Origin of the sequence: Massilia sp. WG5, assembly GCF_001412595.2 — a bacterium.
Taxonomy (GTDB): Bacteria; Pseudomonadota; Gammaproteobacteria; order Burkholderiales; family Burkholderiaceae_D; genus Telluria.
The window spans coordinates 1,054,973-1,071,953 of sequence record NZ_CP012640.2 but is presented as its reverse complement, the minus strand read 5'-3'; the positions used below and the strand labels follow the sequence as shown (position 1 = coordinate 1,071,953).

The window sequence follows — 16,981 nt, the reverse complement described above, 5'->3', positions numbered from 1 at the left end:
CATGGTCCTGTCCGTGTGCTGGGTCGTCGAACGAACCCACGCGTGGACTGAACGCTGGCGTCGTACGGTGATGCATCACGATTGCAAACTCGCTGTCTCGGCCGCTTGGGTTTGGCTGATAAAGGCGCGCATGCTACTCAACAGACTCGCTTATCAAAGTTGATTTTGTCTACACGCTCTAAATGTACCGCCGATTCTCGCTCGGCAAAGACGAAGTCGAGTCCAGAACAAAACCTGAGACGCTCAAGGACGCGAAGGAAATTCGTCGCTCTGCAACAAAAACACGTCCAAAGATCCACTTTTGGCCGTAAAACAATTGGCCAAATAGCGCCGCAGCACGAGGCGTTCCATGGAACTGGAACGCCGCTAGTACATGCGAAAACAACGTCGTGCTGCTTAGTGCTCCATATTCCCAGAGGGTTTACGCACCTGCAGTTCAACGTTAGGCTTACTTGTCGCTGGCATCAGACTGCGTCCAGCATTGCTGCTGCGCACAGGCTCGGGCAGCTGACCAGTCCATTCGTAGGCGACCGCTCCAGCCGGGTGCTTGTACCAGCCGGGATCGGTGTAATCACCACGCTTCTGGTCCTTGCGCACCTTCAGCACGGTGAACATGCCGCCCATCTCGACGCCGCCGAACGGACCGTCACCCGTCATCATCGGTAAGGTATTCTCTGGGATCGGCATTTCCATACCGCCCATCGAGCCGCCCTTGTCACCCATAACCATATAGTCCGGCACGATCTTGTTGATCTTTTCGGCGATGCCGCGATGGTCGACGCCGATCAACGTCGGCACGTTGTGGCCCATCGCATTCATCGTATGGTGCGACTTGTGGCAATGGAAAGCCCAGTCGCCAGGATCGGTAGCGATAAACTCGATTGCCCGCATCTGGCCGACCGCCACATCGGTCGTGACCTCTGGCCAGCGTGATCCGGGCGCCGTCCAGCCGCCGTCGGTACCCGTGACTTCGAACTCGTGGCCGTGGAGGTGGATAGGATGGTTCGTCATCGTCAGGTTTCCCACCCGGATACGCACGCGGTCGCCCTGGCGAACCGGCATGGTGTCAATGCCTGGAAATACCCGGCTGTTGAACGTCCAGAGATTAAAATCCAGCATGGTGTTGACCTTTGGCGTATAGCTGCCGGGTTCGACGTCGTAGGCGCTGAGCAGGAACACGAAGTCGCGGTCGACGGCAAAGCGCGCAATGTCTTTCGGGTGGGTCACCCAAAAGCCCATCATGCCCATCGCCATCTGGGTCATCTCATCGGCGTGCGGGTGGTACATGAAGGTGCCTGGACGTTTCGCCACGAACTCGTAGACGAAGGTCTTGCCTGGCGGGATACCTGGCTGGGTGAGCCCGGTCACACCATCCATGCCATTCGGCAGGCGTTGCCCATGCCAGTGCACGCTGGTGTGCTCCGGCAGTTTATTTGTCACGAAAATGCGTACGCGATCACCCTCGACCACTTCGATCGTCGGGCCCGGAGACTGGCCGTTGTAGCCCCACAGGTTGACCTTCATGCCGGGAGCGAACTCGCGCACGACCGGTTCGGCCACTAGGTGGAACTCCTTCACGCCATTGTTCATTCGCCAAGGCAGGGACCATCCGTTCAGGGTCACGACCGGGTTGAATGGGCGGCCGGTCGCGGGCAATGGCGGCACATGAGTCTTCGCATTGTCCATAACCATCGCCTCGGGCAGCGAAGCTGCGCCCACACGGCTGACTGCGGCGGTGCTCACCGCGACGGCGCCGGCACCCTTAAAAAAATCTCGACGGGAAATCATTGTGCTGTCCTCGATTCAATACTGCCGCCAGCATTCATGGCGGACTGAAGATTAGTTTCGGCGATCCAGAAATCGCGCTGCGCTGCGATCGAGGCGTTGACCGCAGCAAGCTGCTCGCGTGACTCGATGAGCAGCTCGAAAGTACTGGCAAGCATGCCGTTGTACCGGAGCAGTACTTCATCGGCGATCTGCTTTCGCAAGGGGACGACCTCGTCGCGGTAATGGCGGGCGATGTCGTAGGTGGTGCGGTAGCTGGCATATGCCTGACGCACCTCGGATCGCGCTTTGACAGCAATGTCGCCGGTACGGTGGACCGCCTGCATGTAAGACGCCTGCGCACGCGCCACGCGCGCGCCGCCCCAGTCGAACAGCGGCAGCTCCAGTGAAACCTCATAACCTTTTTCGCGCGGCGCGCCGGTCGTACTCTTGTTGGCATACCCGACATCGAAAACATTGATGAAGCCGGTCGCACGGGTCAACCCGAGCGCCTGGGCCGTTGCCCGTGCATCCTGGCGCGCGATAAGGACATCGAGACGCTGCGACAGCGCATCGGTTTCGGCGTTTGCGGGCTGGCGCGGCTGGGGAGGCAGGTCGGGTAACCGATCTGGCAAGGTGAAGTCGAGGGACGGCCCCCACAGGCCCAGCAGGCGGATCAACTCCTCGCGTGCAGTCGTCGCCTGCAGATGCGCCTGCGCCTGCTGCGTCAGCGCGTCCTGGTAGAAGGCGCGTTCACGCGCAGCGTCCAACGCGCTCCAGTTGCCTGTGGACCGCATGCGCGCGGCAAGCTCGGCCGCCGCCTCGGCCGATCCTCGCACCTTGTCTGCGAAGGCCGATGCCTGGGCCGCCGCCACTGCCGAGTAATACGCCTTAAGCGTGTCGGTGGCCAATGACACGGCCTGCATTGCTGCCTGCAGCTTGGCTTGTTCGAAGCGTTGGCTCTCGATCCGGCTACGGGCTGGCAAAGTAACGAGCGCAGCCAGGTTGAAAAACAGGCCACGATCGATTTCTGTTTCGCCGCCGCCACTCACTCGGCCGAAACTGAAACCAGGGTTGGGCAGGCGGCCGGCCTGGACGAAGTCCGCTTCGCTGATTGCGAGCTCGGCCAGAGATGCCTGTAAGCCCTGGTTGTTGAGCAGGGCGATGCGTACTGCGGCATCGGCGGAGAGCGGCTTGGAGAGCAGAGCAGATACTTCGGCACGCGCGTCTTGGTTGCGTTTTAGCGGCGCCGACTGGGCGATGCGTTCTTGCGTCATCCGGGCGACGTCGTCGAGTCCGCCATCCTGGGAAAAACTCGCGCAGCCTGCGAGCAGTGTGGCGCCAACCACAACGGCCAATCTGCGCAGGCCTGGTCGTACAGCTGGGTTCATTGGTGCACTCCTTCGTGTTTGTGCTTGTCGTGCGCTGGTACCGTTTTAGTGGTCTTCTGCGGTACGGGGGCTGTGGACTGCTCGCCCGACATGGGGAATGTCGCTTCCTCGTCGAGGAGCGCGCGGTTTGCGCGAACCCAGCCTTTTTCGGGCGGCTGCGGAGCCTCCTTCGACCTGACGCTACCGGCGAAGACGGATTGGTACTGCAACGGTGTAACAGGCGCATTCGCGTCCGCTGCGGCCGGCATCGCCTGCTGCGCTTGTGCGGAAGCGAGCAGCGGCACGCCAGCCGCGAGGAGCAGCAGGTGTGAAAATTTCATGGATTGTTTCGTATTGAATTGAGGGCCGGACCAACAGCCCTGGATGCGCGCCCCTAGCGCGCCCGAAAAATCAGACGAAATCGAAACGTGGCGGTCTCTCGAGGGCCGAGGGGACGATGGAGGTCATCGCGGCTTCCGCAATAGCATGGATCGAGGAAGCGGATGGCGGTACATGGAGAGGCGGCAGCAGAGCTGGCGGCGCAGCGGCGCCAACGCAGCAGCTTACGCAGGTAGCGCACTTCGCGTGTGACGAGGCCACCTTCGAGCCGGACTCACTGCAATGCTCCGCGTCGGTCTGCCCGGCGCTTTGGTGGTGGTGACCGGTCATGACCATCGTTTCATGCGCAGGCCGCTCAAGCTTCCCAGCGGCCATCCCGGCGCTGCCCTGAAGGGACAGCACCGTGATCGAGAGCCACAGGAGAAGGCGGAAGAGTGAACGCATGATCTTCATATGGTACCGCAAATCAAGAGAATGCATCAAGGCACTGCCTTTGGCGGACAGGTCGAGCTCAAGCGGTACTGTAGCTGCAATCCGGCTTGGGACTGGTCATGATGCCCTTAACGGCCGGGTTATATCGTTACCCGGATCCGTTCACAAAGTGAGGGCTGTCATGCCGAAGATTACGATTCTCGAGAAAACCAATCTGAAGGAGGACCATTGGCATTCCATGGTGATTTCGCTGCTGAGAGGCTTTGCTGCACTTCAGGTGGCCGCAGCGCACCTACGTGCCCTGCAATACCCAGGCTTCTCCGCAGTCGAAAAGCCTCCCTTGCTGTTCTTGGGTCTGGCGTTCAGCAGTGGTTTCGCCTATCTGGCGGTGATCGTCTTTTTCGTGCTCAGTGGTTGGCTCGTCGGCGGAAGCTTTCTCAACAAATTAAATTCGGAGCGCGCCTTCCAGCATTACGCCATCGACCGCACCGGCCGGTTCTTCGCAAACTTCTCCTTCACCCTGTACGTGCTGCATGTGCCGATGATCCTTGTAATGGGATATGCCCTCCGGTCGGTGTTCGGCATCGGCCAACTGTCGCCTCATAGCATGCTTCACTACCTCATCTACGCCGGAATGTATCTGATGCTTGTAGTGGGCGCTTACCTGTTCTATCTGCCTTTTGAATCAAACACGCCTCGCGTGCGGCAGTGGCTGAAGGCGCAGCTTTTTGCGCGCGTTGGCATAGTACGGCCTTGATGGTCTGCGGGAGGCTGGCGGTGTGAAGGCGCTACATTCACAGGGACGGGCAGCCGCAGCGCTTGAGATGCGGCCTCTTCTCTGGTGTAATGTCACAACTGCAATCTACCCTTCAAGGAGCTTTAATGCGCCAGCTGTTCTGCCTCGCCTTTTTCGCTGCGGTCTCACTTCCTGTCTTCGCTGCCAGTCCGACCGAGGTCGTCAGCGCGTATCACGCAGCTGTCGCGCATGGTGAAACGGCCAAAGCGCTATCGCTGCTCAGCCCGACGGTGCTTATTTTCGAGAGCGGCCATGTCGAGCAGTCCAAGGACGAATACGCGGGGCATCATCTTCCAGCCGATATTGCCTTCGCGAAGGGCGCGAGCAGAAAAGTTTTGAAAGGCAACGAGCATATCGCTGGCGATCTCGCGGTCGTTATTCAGGAGACTGAAACGCAAGGCACATATAACGGCGCTGCGATTCACATGCTTGGAACAGAGACTGCCGTTCTCGAGAAGAAAGGTGATGGGTGGGTCGTCACACACTTCCATTGGTCGTCGCGGAAGGTGAAGTAGGACCTCACGGCAGCGAACGGTCCTAGCTTTCCGCCGTGGAAAAGTGCGCCGTATTTTCGAACGAAAAAAAGGGTGAGGCGAGCCTCACCCTAACCTTGGTTTCAGGCCTTCGGAGAATCGACGCGCATTACCGGAAATTGCGACGATGGTCGCAACTTGGACAGTTTGCTGCCGCTTCGTTAGTCCAGAACACGTGGGTGAGAGTAACCGACCCGTCCTGATTGAAGCGTTGATAGATAGAACTGCGGCCGTTGGCGGACTGCTTAATGAGCGCTCCCCAGCTGGCAGGGTCGTCGCTGATGTCTACGTCGACACCACCTTTTGCCGCGGCGACGACCGGTCCCGGTGTCGCCGCGACGGTGGTAGTGGAATCGAGGTGGGCGTAGATCGTGTTCAGAACGGAGAAATCGTGAGCGTTCGGCTTGGTGCTCACGGTGCTGCCGGCATTCGAGCCCGTGTTGGAGAAATAGTCCATACATGAGTTCTGCGAGCTACCATCCTCAGACTGGTGTCCCAAGCCGAAGGTGTGCGCCACTTCCTGGCACATCACGTGCTCGCGTTCGTTGACGTTGTTGTAGGTAGCCGTGTTGAAGTATGTGTCGTTCATCTTGGCCGTACCTTGCGTGATATGGTCGCCGCTAAGGTTAATGGATGCAAGGCCAAGCCAGCCGTTATTACCGTACGATGCATTGCAGACTTGGGTCGTGCCCGCAACCATTTTGCAAGTCCGGGCACTAGTGCTACCGGCGAAGATCGCTGTGAGGACTGGAGTATTGCCCGCGTTCCAGTCACTGGCTGTTTGCGTCAAGCGCGCCGACCAGGCAGTAGTCGTCAGATTGTTGCCGAGCTTCAGCGTGAACTGGGGCGTTGTGCGCGCCCAGTGGTAGGTGCCCCACGCATGATTCGCCAATGCGACATTAGCGATTGAGGCACTGCTACGCCAATGGCAGCCGCGAGTGCCAGGCGCTTGAATATCTTTTTCCGCATAACAATTCCCTCTCATTATTTAGACGAATTGAAAATACATACATCGAGATACTGCTCGGCTAGAATATCTTAAACATTGTAAATATCCAGTTGGTACAAAAGCTGTTCGCTTTTTTGCCACACTTTTGGTGTGATTAGGCTATTTGAGGCATACGCGGTAGAGGTTCTTATAAGCTGATTGGCAAGAATTAAGCTGTCGATTTGATCACGGTGTACCAGGTAGCCAGTCTCACGCTACACCTCAATATTAGCTTGCTCATGAACGTCAAAAATCGTGCTTGACCTTGACATCGTTGGAAGGTTTATCCTGTATTCACTACTGGAGAAACCTGATGAATACAAGCATCGAAGAAAAGGCCAGCCTTATCGACATCACGTTCAAGGTCGAGGGCATGACATGCGCCTCGTGCGCGGGCCGTGTCGAGAAGGCGCTGAAGTCCGTCCCGGGGGTGGACAGCGCCTCCATCAACCTGGCCACCGAAAAGGCGAGTGTGCGCGTTGCCCCGGAGGTCGGCGCCACTGCGCTGTACGCCGCCGTCGAGAAAGCGGGATACGAGGTGCCCAGCGATACCGTATCGCTCTCGATTTCCGGCATGACCTGTGCCTCGTGCGTGGGCCGGGTCGAACGGGCGCTGAACAAGGTGCCCGGCGTAACAGGGGTTTCGGTCAACCTGGCTACCGAAAGGGCACAGGTGACGGCCGTCGGCGTTCCGACCGATCGCCTCATTGCCGCAGTGGCGAAAGCCGGCTACGAGGCGGCACTACTCAATGATATCGCCGTAACCAAGCCAGAGCCCTACAGCCGGTTGCCTGGTTGGTGGCCCGTCGCTGCGTCTGCGCTGCTGAGTCTCCCTTTGATCGTGCCGATGTTCGGCATGCCATTCGGCTACGACTGGAGCCTGCCGGGTTGGCTCCAACTGCTGCTGGCGACGCCCGTGCAGTTCTGGCTCGGTGCCCGCTTCTATAAGGCAGGCTGGAGGGCATTGCTCGCCCGGTCAGGCAATATGGACCTGCTGGTCGCCTTGGGAACCAGCGCCGCTTTTGCGTTGTCGGTCTACCTGCTCGTCGCGCATCGCAACCACGGCGGCATGGAACACTTGTATTTCGAATCCTCCGCGGTCGTCATCACCTTGGTTCTTCTCGGCAAATGGCTGGAAGCGCGCGCTAAACACCAGACGGTCGCCGCGCTCCGGGCCCTGGAATCGCTGCGCGCGACGGAAGCGATCGTCAGAAGGGATGGGCGCGACCTTGTCGTGCCGCTCGCCCAGGTGCGCGTTGGCGACCAAGTGGTCGTGCGGCCGGGCGATCGCGTGCCGGTCGACGGCACCGTCGTCGAAGGCAGCAGCCACCTCGACGAATCACTGTTGACGGGCGAAAGCCTCCCCGTGACCAAAACCGTCGGTGACGTGGTCACCGGTGGCGCAGTCAACGCAGAGGGAATGCTCGTCCTGCTTGCAAGTGCCGTCGGCAGCGACACGATGCTGTCGCATATCATCAAACTGGTCGAGGACGCACAGGCTGTGAAAGCACCCATACAGCGCCTTGTCGACAGGGTGAGCGCCGTGTTCGTGCCCGTCGTGCTGTTGATCTCTGTGGCGACTTTCCTCTCCTGGGGACTGCTGACCGGTGACTGGCAGCAGGCCTTGCTCAACGCGGTCGCCGTCCAAGTGATCGCCTGCCCTTGCGCGCTTGGCCTGGCCACGCCGACATCGATCATGGCTGGGACGGGAGTCGCGGCACGTTACGGCATCCTCATCAAGGACGCTGAAGCACTCGAGACCGCCCATGCGCTCGATGTCGTGGCGTTCGACAAGACCGGTACGCTCACGGAAGGAAAGCCAGCCATCGTGGCGATTGAGACTGGCGCGCGGCACCAGCGTGAAGTGCTCGCGCTCGCGAGCGCGGTCCAGCAGTACAGCGACCACCCGCTGGCACGCGCGGTCCAGGCCGAAGCCAAACGTCAGGACATCCAGCCGCTTGCCGCGTCGGGCGCACAGGCGCTGCCAGGACGCGGGGTGTTCGCGGACGTCGATGGGGCAACCGTGTTTCTCGGTAACCGACGACTACTACAAGAAATCGGACTGCAGACTACTGGTATGGAGGACGTTGCGAAGCGCCATGAAGATTCGGGCCGCACGGTTTCCTGGCTCGCAGTAGAAAAGGGAACCGCATTCGAATTGATGGGTTTGCTGGCCTTCGGCGACACCGTAAAGTCATCTGCCGCGACAGCCGTCCAGCGGCTGCGCGACATGGGTGTCTCAGCGGTCATGCTGACGGGTGACAATGCCGGCAGCGCCCGATCGGTCGCCGCGGCTGTCGGGATCGATGATTTCCACGCAGAGGTGCTCCCGGCGGACAAGGCGGATATCGTCGCTTCGATGAAGGCGGGCGGGAAGAGGGTGGCGATGGTGGGGGACGGTATTAATGACGCGCCCGCGCTCGCCTCGGCGGACGTCGGCATCGCAATGTCGACCGGAACCGACGTGGCGATGCACAGCGCCGGTATCACGTTGATGCGCGGGGATCCCGCGCTCGTGGCCGACGCTATCGACATCTCGAAGAAGACCTATCGCAAGATTCAGCAGAACCTCGGCTGGGCCTTCATCTACAACCTGATCGGGATCCCGCTGGCGGCGATGGGATACCTCAACCCGGTGATTGCCGGCGCCGCGATGGCGTTTTCCAGCGTCTCTGTCGTGTCGAACGCGCTATTGCTACGCCGGTGGCAGCCGGCGTTTGCAAAGGGAGCAAAGCAATGAATATCGGGCAGGCTGCGGAGGCGTCGGGGGTGACCGCGAAGATGATTCGGTACTACGAGAGTATCGACCTGATCTCCGCCGCGAGTAGGACCGGCTCCGGTTATCGGCAATACACGGACAAGGACGTGCAAACGCTCCGGTTCATCAAACGCTCGCGGGACCTCGGGTTTTCGATAGAGCGAATTAAAACGTTGCTGAGCCTGTGGCAGGACCGCGGCAGGCATAGTGCGGACGTGAAGCAGCTGGCGCAGGGATATATTGCCGAGTTGGAGGACGACATCCGGAAGCTGCAGTCGATCCGGGACCAGTTACGGCACGTCGCCAACAATTGCCATGGCGACGAGCGACCGGATTGCCCGATTCTCGATGATCTGGCTTGCAAGCACATGTCTGCGTGACTGCTTATCCCTGCTGCTTCAGGCGAGGCGGAGCTCAATGGCCCGCCTCGCCTGACTGTTAGATGGCTACACTTGCGCTGACGGGATAACCAGCATCTGCAATTGCCGACCTCACCTCGTCGAGACTCGCTTGGCTGTCGACACGTACAGTTTTACTTGCAAGGTCGACTTCGACCTTGGCGTTGCCATCTACCGTTTGCACGGATTTCGTCACGCTCCGAACGCAACCGCCGCAGCTCATCCCTTCGACTTGAAGCTCGTACATAATTTACCTCCTGATAAAGTGAGTTTTCACTCTAAACCTTTCCATGATGAGAGGGTCAAGCGTCTTGTTGATAAACGAGCGTTTCAATATTTCAGGGAGCGATTTGATGGGTGGAATTCTCCAGTTCGCTAGACAAATCCTGACCTCAACGGCTGTCTGGTGTCTAGAAGATTTAGGGCGGATCACTTGACCTTCTAGCTACTACAGCGTTTATAAAGTGGAGATACACGTATGCAAAAGGTTTTGCATGGCCATCCGCTTTCCACACAGTGCCTATCTCGCTGCCGTAGTGCTCTTCACGGCGTCGCTTGCGCCCGTAACGCCGTTGTACGCTCAGAATTCTTCCGGACTGAGTACATCCGCAGGCACGCTTACGTTAAGCCAAGCGATTGCCCGTGCTTTGGAAACCGCGCCTGGCCTTCGTAGCGCGGAAGCCAGCGTCGGTGCGTCCGAGGCGGCGGTACAGGCTGCCCGGTTGCTACCAAACCCGACTTTATCGGTCGAGGCCGAAAACGTACTCGGCACCGGCCGGTACGCTCGATTCGGTGAGAGCGAAACCACCTTCTCCGTCTCGATGCCCCTGGAGCTGGGTGGCAAACGCGCGGCCCGTACTCGAGTTGCGCAGGCTGAAGAAGCCACGGCGCGGGTTGGGGTAAACGCTGCCAGAGTGGATCTGACCTTACGAATTACCCAGGCATTCATCGCTGCGGTGGCAGGCGAACGCCGCGCCAAGGCCGCAGAGGAACGGCGCGACTTGGCCGCGCAGGCTGAACGCGTTGCTCGCCTGCGCGTCGGCGCCGGCAAGGTTTCCCCGATCGACGAACAGCGCGCGTCCGCCCAGCGGATCAGAGCCGACGTTGAGGCGGAACGCGCACAGCGAGCGGCAAAGGTGGCGCAAGCTGTTCTGGCACGGCTGATCGGTGCGACAGAGCCGCTGGTGGTCGTGGCGCCTTGGTTCGATGACACCAGCGCCCAGGCCGGGGGCGAAGTGTCGGGAGCGTCCTTATCTCTGGCCGCAGCCGATGCCCAGGTGGCCGCCGCCAACGCGCGAGTGGATGCCGCACGCCGTGCTCGCATTCCCGACCTGACGGTCAGCGCCGGCGCACGTCGGCTGAAGGAGACCAACGACACCGCGGCGGTGCTCGCGCTGTCGGTTCCGCTTCCGCTGTTCAACCGCGGCAATGCCGAGGTAGCCCGTGCCCGCGCCGAGCTGACAAAGGCAGAAGCCGATCGTCAAGCGGTTGAGCTGGAAATCGCCGAGAGCCTGGATGCTGCCCGCGCTGACGTCGCCAATGCCAGGGCAAGCGCCGCCTCTGCCAATGGCCCCGAGCTGGCTGCTGCACGTGAAGCTGCGCGTATTGCCCGCATCGGTTACGCCGAGGGCAAGTTCTCGCAACTCGACCTGATCGAGGCTGAGCGCTCATTATCGCAAACACAAGAAGCCGCCATCGATGCACTGGCCGCCTTCCATGATGCTCGTGCCCGCCTCGCCCGACTGGTCGGCCGCTTCGACCCCATCTCTAAGGACTGATTGATGCCCACGTTTTACCGTCCCCTGATTTACGCCAGCCTGCTATGCCTGACCGCTTGCTCAAAGACGCCTGAGGCACCTCGGGAGCGCGCCGAGCCGCGTGCGCAAGCGGAACGCCCGAGCGGGCAGAAAAAGCCGGAGAAAGCCGAAGCGGCCGGCAAGGACGAGGCGGCAGAAAAAGGCGAACAGGCCGAGAAAGGCGAGGCGGGTGAGAAACGCGAGTCTGACGTCGTGCGCCTGTCCAATGCGCAGATCGCCGCATCTAACATCGAGGTCGCACCGGTACGCCAGATCTTCGCCGATTCGATCGAGGTGCCGGCGACGATTGAAGCCAGCCCGTCTCGTGCCGAGGTGGTGGCGGTGTCGGTCGGCGGACGGATCACGGCGCTGCACCGGAATCTCGGGGAGCCGGTGCAACGTGGCGACGTGCTCGCGGTCATTGAAAGCGGAGACGCGGCCCAGCTCAAGGCAGACCTGGAAGCGGCAAGACGGGAACGCGACCTGGCGCGAACAACCCTGCAGCGTGAAGAGCGCCTGTACCGCGAGAAGGTATCGGCGGAGCAGGACTATATCGCCGCCAAGGCTGCGGCTGCCGATGGGCAGGCGCGCTTGCGCCTTGCTGAGCAGCGCCTGGCGGCTGTGGGAGGCAGCGGCAGCGGACCGTTGAACCGCCTGGTCGTGCGCTCGCCCATCAAAGGTTACGTGATCGCTCGCCAGGCTGCGCTTGGCAATGTGGTTGGCCCGAATACCGAACTCTTCCGGGTTGCCGACCTGTCCGAAGTGTCGGTCGAGCTGGCCTTGTCTCCCGACGATGCAAGTCGTGTCCAGGTAGGTGCGCCGGTCGATGTCGTGACTTCCACGCGTAATGGCACCGGGCGCATTGCTTTTGTCTCGCGGGTGATCGATGCCACGACCCGGCAGGTACAAGCCCTGGCGACATTACCAAACCCGCAGGGCGTCTGGCGTGTCGGCGAGACGGTACGTGCGTCGGTGGTAATGAAACATGCGAGCGGTAAAGCTGCGCTTGCCGTACCGCAGAATGCAGTCCAGACGATCGAGGACAAGCCTTCGGTCTTCGTGCGCACGAACGAAGGTTTCGCCGTCAAGCATGTCGTGCTCGGTCCTGCCAACGGCAACTACGTCACGGTCCTGTCCGGGCTGGCCGGGGAGGAGCGTGTCGCCGTGGCTAACAGCTATGTGTTGAAGGCGGAGCTGGGCAAGGGTGAAGGTGCCGGCGATGACGATTGATACGAGGTCACCAAACCCCTGGGGAGAGCGCCTGCAATGATCGCTCGCATCGTTACATTCTCCGTCACCCGCCGCTGGCTGGTCCTGTTTGCGACCCTGCTGGCAGCACTGGTCGGCGCGGTCGCCCTGACGCGCCTGCCGATTGACGCGGTGCCCGACATTACCAATGTCCAGGTACAGATCAACACGTCTGCGCCGGCGCTTTCGCCTGCCGATGTGGAACGGCAGGTGACCTTCCCGATCGAGACGGCACTCGCGGGAATCCCGGGACTGGAATCGACCCGCTCGCTGACGCGCCATGGCTTTGCCCAGGTGACGGCAGTGTTTGCGGACAAGACGGATATCTACTTCGCCCGGCAGCAAGTCGCAGAGCGCTTGCGATCTGCAGAGCGGGACTTGCCTGCTGGCGTATCGCCGCAAATTGGACCGGTGGCCACTGGCCTTGGAGACATCTACATGTGGACCGTTGAATTCGCGGACAAGCATGAGGCGGGAGCCAAGAGCGGTTTGCAGGCCGATGGCAGCTACGTGACGCCAGAGGGAACGCGGCTGCGCAGCGACATCGAGAAGGCGACGTATCTGCGAACGGTCCAGGACTGGATCGTGGCACCGCAGCTCAAGACAACCAAGGGCCTCGCTGGTGTCGATGTGCTGGGCGGCTATGTGAAGCAGTACGTGGTTATGCCCGATCCGCAGCGGCTCGCTGCCGCGGGCCTGAACCTGGGCACCCTGGCCGAGACACTGGAGCGCAACAATACCAGCTCGGGCGCTGGCGTCGTCGAACGTAACGGCGAGGCGTTGACGGTGCGCGCCGACGCGCGGGTAACCACGCTCGAAGAACTGGGCAAGATCGTCGTCGCCACACGCAACGGCACGCCCATCCTGGTTTCCCAGGTCGCGCAGGTCGGTGTCGGTCATGCGGTACGTTTTGGCTCTGCCTCGGAGGCTGGCCGGGAGGTCGTGATCGGAACCGCCGTGATGCGCATCGGGGAAAACAGCCGTACGGTCGCCGCTGCAGTCGATGCACGTCTCAAGGAGATCGCCCGGTCCTTGCCGGCCGACGTGGTCGTCAGGCCGGTCCTCGACCGAACGCGGCTCGTCGACGCCACAATCACGACCGTCGCGACCAACCTGGCCGAAGGTGCGCTGCTTGTCATCGCGGTGCTGTTCGCATTGCTCGGCAATATCCGCGCGGCGCTGATCGCGGCGGCAGTCATTCCGGTGACGATGCTGCTGACTTCGATGGGCATGCTGCGTGCCGGTGTGACCGCGAACCTGATGAGCCTCGGCGCGCTCGACTTCGGGCTGATCGTCGACGGCGCAGTCATTATTGTCGAGAATGCCCTGCGGCGCTTGTCCGAGCAGCAGCATCAGGCCGGCCGCGTGCTGAACAAAGCCGAGCGGCTGGAGACGGTCGCTGTCGCTGCACGTGAAATGATCCGCCCCAGCGTCTACGGCCAGGCCATCATCATGCTGGTGTACGTCCCCTTGCTGACCTTCCAGGGTGTCGAAGGCCGGATGTTCATGCCCATGGCGGTGACCGTCATCCTGGCGCTCGCGTTTGCATTCGTGCTGTCTCTGACCTTTGTACCGGCCGTCATCGCGCTATGGCTGTCCAAAAAGGTCGAAGAGCGGGAAAACCGGTTTGTGGCCGCCGCGACCACGCGCTATGCGTCCTCGCTGGACCGCGCTTTGGCCCGGCCGAAACTGACGGGGGGCGTCGGCATTGGCGCGTTTGGATTGGCCCTGCTGCTGTTCACGACCCTCGGGCAGGAATTCCTTCCGACGCTGGACGAAAAAGACGTCCTGCTGCAAGCCTGGCGTATTCCTGGCACGTCCTTGGACCAGAGCCAGTCGATGCAATTCGCCATCGAGAAGACGGTCGCGAAGCTGCCCGAGGTCAAACTGGTCTTTTCCCGGACCGGCACCGCCGAACTGGCCGCCGACCCGATGCCTCCGAACGGCACCGACACCTTCATCATCTTGAAGGATCGGTCGCAATGGCCGAACCCGCGCATGCCGAAGGCAGAGCTGGTCGAGAAGATCGAACACGCCGTCGCAAGCCTGCCGGGCCAGACTTATGAGCTGACGCAGCCCATCCAGATGCGCTTTAACGAACTGCTGGCCGGTGTCCGCGGCGACATCGCCATCAAGGTGTACGGTGACGACTTCGCGACGATGACGCAAACCGCCGAGCAGATCGCCGCCCAGCTAAGGGCGACGCAAGGTGCAGCCGATGTGCGCGTCGAACAGGTCGCCGGCCTTCCGCTTCTGGATGCAAGGCTGGACCGGGACGCCATGGCACGGGTTGGCTTGAGCGCCCAGGACGTGTATGGCACGCTGTCGGCGGCGCTCGCCGGACAGGATGCTGGCGTGGTGTATGAAGGTGACCGACGCTTCGAGGTCGTCGTAAGACTCCCGGATGCGGCCAGGCAGGACCTGAACTCGTTGAGTCAGCTGCCGATTCCGACGCCTGCGGGAGGGTTCGTCCCGCTCGGATCGGTCGCATCGCTGGTGACGGCCAAGGGACCGAACCAGATCAGCCGCGAGAACGGCAAGCGCCGCGTGGTCGTCCAGGCCAACGTGCGTGGCCGCGACATCGCTGGCGTCGTGCAAGAGGCGCAGGCCCGGATCGCATCGAAAGTGCGTCTTCCGGCAGGGGTCTGGCTGGAGTGGGGAGGGCAGTTCGAAAACCTCGAACGTGCACGCTCGCGCCTGGCGGTCGTCGTTCCGCTCTGTTTCGCACTCATCGTGGCCCTGCTGTACTCGGCGGTCGGTTCCTGGCGCAAGACGGCAATTATCTTCACAGGGATCCCGCTGGCCCTGGTTGGCGGCGTGGCCGCGCTGTGGCTGCGAGGGCTGCCATTTTCGATCACGGCTGCGGTGGGCTTCATCGCGCTGTCGGGCGTGGCGGTATTGAATGGCCTTGTGATGGTGAGCGCAATCGATGACCTTGCGGCACGTATGCCGTGGGACCGTGCGGTACGCGAGGGGGCGATAAGGCGTCTGCGCCCGGTCATGATGACTGCGCTGGTCGCGTCCCTCGGGTTCGTGCCGATGGCACTGGCCACCGGGGCAGGCGCGGAGGTCCAGCGACCGCTCGCCACGGTGGTGATCGGCGGCCTCGTTTCCGCGACCCTGCTGACCCTGTTCGTCTTGCCAGCCCTTTGTGCTCGGTTTGCCCGTCCTGCAGCTGCGCATGCGGTGACGGAAGCGTCCAACCCGGCTATTTCGCAAAAGGAATGATGGCCTCGGGAGCGGACCGATAGCGGCACATTCACATAAGGCTCTATTTTCAGAGCCCAGGATAACCTGTTGAAAGAAGAGTAAGCGATGTCGACCAACACAACGCCTAACCTGGAAAGTACCTTTTCTGTTCCTAAGATGGATTGCCCGTCCGAAGAGAACCTGATCCGTATGGCTCTCGGCAATGTGGTCGGAATCCGATCGTTGGCGTTCGACCTGGGCAAGCGAAAGCTCACCGTGATCCACCAAGGGGAGCCGGACACGATATTGAGTCGCCTGCGGCCCTTGAACCTGGGGGCTGTGCTGCATGATTCCCGGCCATCGGTAGGTATCGATGCTCCGCCCGCGAACGAAACCCGATCGGAAAGCGTTTTTTCTATCCCGAAGATGGACTGCGCCTCGGAAGAGAACCTGATCCGGATGGCACTCGGCGATGATGGACAGGTAGAGTCGATGTCGTTCGATTTGCAGAACAGGGAGCTGAAGGTTGTGCATACCGGTTCGGCAGATCAGATTCTAAATCGCCTCGTGCCACTCAAGCTGGGAGCCTGCTTGCGCGGTACCAGCCAGGCCACGGAAGGTCGGGGCCAATCACGGCAGTCGACTGACGAAGATGCTGCCGAGGCCCGGACATTGCGCCTGCTGTTGGCGATTAATGGCGTCATGTTTGTTGTCGAGCTGTTGGTCGGGTTGATCGCGCAGTCGACGGGTCTCATCGCCGACTCACTCGATATGTTCGCTGACGCGGCCGTCTATGGCTTGGCCTTGTATGCCGTTGGCCGGGCTGCCCATTTGAAGACCCGTTCGGCTCATATCGCTGGCTGGCTGCAGATAGCTCTGGCGATCGGCGCGATCAGCGAAGTCGCCCGGCGCTTTTTTTACGGTAGCGAACCGCAGTCCGTCCTGATGATGGGTATCGGTCTGGTTGCTCTGGCGGCGAACGTAACTTGCCTGGTACTCATCGCGAAGAAGCGTGACCGCGGCGCTCATATGAAGGCGAGCTATATTTTTTTCCGCGAACGATGTGCTGGCTAACCTTGGGGTGATCGTTGCCGGCGCTCTGGTGAATTGGACTGGTTCGTCCTATCCAGACCTGGTCATCGGCATTGCCATCGGCCTGTTCGTTTTAAATGGCGCCCGCCGCATCTTGCAACTGCGCTGAACATCGAAATGCCTGAGGTGGGACCGCTTTCTTCATTGATAAAGGCGTAACCGGAGAAAAACATGAAACAAAATTTTGCCTTGTTGTCCCTAGCGCCAATCTTCGTGTTTGGAGTCGTCGGTTGTACAGCGTCTCCGCCTTTGATAAAGCCAGACGGGAGATCCGGGTA

12 protein-coding genes and 1 pseudogene are annotated in these 16,981 nt (G+C 60.9%); 8 read left to right on the top strand and 5 right to left on the bottom strand.

Annotation, left to right across the window (positions count from 1 at the left end; all coding sequences use genetic code 11):
• Positions 1–396: 396 nt before the first annotated feature.
• From AM586_RS04620 to AM586_RS04610, 3 genes are read right to left on the bottom strand one after another with little or no spacing between them, the layout of a single operon-like run.
• A complete protein-coding gene (locus AM586_RS04620) occupies positions 397–1,788 on the bottom strand; it encodes a copper oxidase (RefSeq protein WP_052233715.1) in 1,392 nt (463 codons plus the stop codon).
• Complete coding sequence (locus AM586_RS04615) at positions 1,785–3,155, bottom strand: TolC family protein (RefSeq protein ID WP_052233716.1); 1,371 nt, start codon at positions 3,153–3,155, stop codon at positions 1,785–1,787. The genes AM586_RS04620 and AM586_RS04615 overlap by 4 nt, the downstream gene beginning before the upstream one ends.
• Positions 3,152–3,475, bottom strand: coding sequence for a hypothetical protein (locus tag AM586_RS04610; RefSeq protein WP_052233717.1), 324 nt, complete (start codon positions 3,473–3,475; stop codon positions 3,152–3,154). The genes AM586_RS04615 and AM586_RS04610 overlap by 4 nt, the downstream gene beginning before the upstream one ends.
• Positions 3,476–4,086: 611 nt before the next feature.
• Between AM586_RS04610 and AM586_RS04600 the strand changes: the two genes are divergently transcribed.
• Together AM586_RS04600 and AM586_RS04595 are read left to right on the top strand one after the other, a co-directional pair.
• A complete protein-coding gene (locus AM586_RS04600; RefSeq protein WP_052233719.1) occupies positions 4,087–4,662 on the top strand; it encodes a hypothetical protein in 576 nt (191 codons plus the stop codon).
• Between the two features lie 125 nt (positions 4,663–4,787).
• The gene (locus AM586_RS04595) at positions 4,788–5,216 is read left to right on the top strand and encodes a DUF4440 domain-containing protein (protein WP_052233720.1); all 429 of its coding nucleotides are present in this window, start codon (positions 4,788–4,790) and stop codon (positions 5,214–5,216) included.
• 127 nt (positions 5,217–5,343) lie between these two features.
• Here the strand turns inward: AM586_RS04595 and AM586_RS04590 are convergent, their stop codons facing one another.
• A complete protein-coding gene (locus tag AM586_RS04590; RefSeq protein ID WP_197416425.1) occupies positions 5,344–5,934 on the bottom strand; it encodes a hypothetical protein in 591 nt (196 codons plus the stop codon).
• Positions 5,935–6,535: 601 nt separating this feature from the next.
• Here AM586_RS04590 and AM586_RS04585 point away from each other — a divergent pair.
• Both AM586_RS04585 and cueR read left to right on the top strand, forming a co-directional pair.
• The gene (locus AM586_RS04585) at positions 6,536–8,962 is read left to right on the top strand and encodes a heavy metal translocating P-type ATPase (protein ID WP_052233721.1); all 2,427 of its coding nucleotides are present in this window, start codon (positions 6,536–6,538) and stop codon (positions 8,960–8,962) included.
• Positions 8,959–9,360 carry a Cu(I)-responsive transcriptional regulator gene (gene cueR / locus AM586_RS04580; RefSeq protein WP_052233722.1) on the top strand — a complete coding sequence of 134 codons (402 nt, stop codon included), beginning with the start codon at positions 8,959–8,961 and terminating at the stop codon, positions 9,358–9,360. The genes AM586_RS04585 and cueR overlap by 4 nt, the downstream gene beginning before the upstream one ends.
• Positions 9,361–9,418: 58 nt before the next feature.
• Here the strand turns inward: cueR and AM586_RS04575 are convergent, their stop codons facing one another.
• Positions 9,419–9,625, bottom strand: a complete 207-nt coding sequence (locus AM586_RS04575; RefSeq protein WP_075791966.1) for a heavy-metal-associated domain-containing protein — start codon at positions 9,623–9,625, stop codon at positions 9,419–9,421.
• Positions 9,626–9,872: 247 nt separating this feature from the next.
• Here AM586_RS04575 and AM586_RS04570 point away from each other — a divergent pair, with 247 nt between their 5' ends.
• The 4 genes and pseudogenes from AM586_RS04570 to AM586_RS04555 all read left to right on the top strand — a co-directional run bounded on the left by AM586_RS04570 (position 9,873) and on the right by AM586_RS04555 (position 16,812).
• Positions 9,873–11,156: a TolC family protein gene (locus tag AM586_RS04570; protein ID WP_082439642.1), complete on the top strand. Its 1,284-nt coding sequence runs from the start codon at positions 9,873–9,875 to the stop codon at positions 11,154–11,156.
• A gap of 3 nt (positions 11,157–11,159) precedes the next feature.
• Positions 11,160–12,404, top strand: coding sequence for an efflux RND transporter periplasmic adaptor subunit (locus AM586_RS04565; protein WP_052233724.1), 1,245 nt, complete (start codon positions 11,160–11,162; stop codon positions 12,402–12,404).
• 36 nt (positions 12,405–12,440) lie between these two features.
• Positions 12,441–15,650: an efflux RND transporter permease subunit gene (locus tag AM586_RS04560; RefSeq protein ID WP_052233725.1), complete on the top strand. Its 3,210-nt coding sequence runs from the start codon at positions 12,441–12,443 to the stop codon at positions 15,648–15,650.
• A 138-nt stretch (positions 15,651–15,788) separates the two neighbouring features.
• Positions 15,789–16,812, top strand: a pseudogene (locus AM586_RS04555) (cation transporter).
• Positions 16,813–16,981 lie beyond the last annotated feature (169 nt).

Excerpts from the sequence above, each read along its gene's own strand:
- AM586_RS04620 (WP_052233715.1), bottom strand. The coding sequence starts at position 1,788 with ATGATTTCCCGTCGAGATTTTTTTAAGGGTGCCGGCGCCGTCGCGGTG.
- AM586_RS04615 (WP_052233716.1), bottom strand. The coding sequence starts at position 3,155 with ATGAACCCAGCTGTACGACCAGGCCTGCGCAGATTGGCCGTTGTGGTT.
- AM586_RS04610 (WP_052233717.1), bottom strand. The coding sequence starts at position 3,475 with ATGAAATTTTCACACCTGCTGCTCCTCGCGGCTGGCGTGCCGCTGCTC.
- AM586_RS04600 (WP_052233719.1), top strand. The coding sequence starts at position 4,087 with ATGCCGAAGATTACGATTCTCGAGAAAACCAATCTGAAGGAGGACCAT.
- AM586_RS04595 (WP_052233720.1), top strand. The coding sequence starts at position 4,788 with ATGCGCCAGCTGTTCTGCCTCGCCTTTTTCGCTGCGGTCTCACTTCCT.
- AM586_RS04590 (WP_197416425.1), bottom strand. The coding sequence starts at position 5,934 with ATGGTTGCGGGCACGACCCAAGTCTGCAATGCATCGTACGGTAATAAC.
- AM586_RS04585 (WP_052233721.1), top strand. The coding sequence starts at position 6,536 with ATGAATACAAGCATCGAAGAAAAGGCCAGCCTTATCGACATCACGTTC.
- cueR (WP_052233722.1), top strand. The coding sequence starts at position 8,959 with ATGAATATCGGGCAGGCTGCGGAGGCGTCGGGGGTGACCGCGAAGATG.
- AM586_RS04575 (WP_075791966.1), bottom strand. The coding sequence starts at position 9,625 with ATGTACGAGCTTCAAGTCGAAGGGATGAGCTGCGGCGGTTGCGTTCGG.
- AM586_RS04570 (WP_082439642.1), top strand. The coding sequence starts at position 9,873 with ATGGCCATCCGCTTTCCACACAGTGCCTATCTCGCTGCCGTAGTGCTC.
- AM586_RS04565 (WP_052233724.1), top strand. The coding sequence starts at position 11,160 with ATGCCCACGTTTTACCGTCCCCTGATTTACGCCAGCCTGCTATGCCTG.
- AM586_RS04560 (WP_052233725.1), top strand. The coding sequence starts at position 12,441 with ATGATCGCTCGCATCGTTACATTCTCCGTCACCCGCCGCTGGCTGGTC.